This window comes from Shewanella glacialipiscicola, from assembly GCF_023283485.1.
In the GTDB taxonomy this organism is placed as follows: domain Bacteria; phylum Pseudomonadota; class Gammaproteobacteria; order Enterobacterales; family Shewanellaceae; genus Shewanella; species Shewanella glacialipiscicola.
Window position 1 is genome coordinate 1 of record NZ_JAKILU010000067.1, and the last position, 598, is coordinate 598.

The window sequence follows — 598 nt, forward strand, 5'->3', positions numbered from 1 at the left end:
TAAGTTGATGCGGTTGCCAGCGCTGACGCGCTAAATCCTGCCCAGCCAGATTTGAAGGCTTTGATAGTGTGACTTCATCAAACGGATTGGCGCTGGTGTACTGCATCAATCGGCTCCATTTAAAGAACTGTGACACGGCAGCAAGATAGTCTTTATTACTCTTGTGGCTTCTGCCCTCCTCTAGCAAACAATCCTTGTATTCCATTGCTTCAGCGCTGGTTATGTCGACGACATCCTCTAAGTGGGTTCGCTCAATAAAGTGGCTAATACGTTGATTAAGCTGCTTTACCGTTAAGGCTGAGATGGACTGCTTCTGCTTGGAGGTAATAAACTTAGTCAGTGCATCCTGCAAAGTGATGTTACCCACTGATTTAGTTTGGTTTTTACTACCAGCATTATTTGATAATGCCAACGTTGTTTGTGGGGATGGATTGTCATCTGCCGAAGTAAATTGTATCGGCCGCATGGGAATAAACGCAGTCACTTCTCGAACTGGCTTAGCCTTATCATCCAGCGTATCTGTTACCCCAATAAAGCCTGCTCGGGCATCATTAATCAATTGATTAACGTGTGCTTTAAACGCATCAGGCATTGATTG

At 44.8% G+C, this 598-nt stretch carries 1 protein-coding gene; it reads right to left on the bottom strand.

Annotation, left to right across the window (positions count from 1 at the left end; translation table 11 throughout):
• Nucleotides 1–598, bottom strand: a 598-nt coding sequence (locus L2717_RS18105) for a site-specific integrase (protein ID WP_248938142.1), incomplete at both ends; no start/stop codon positions are given.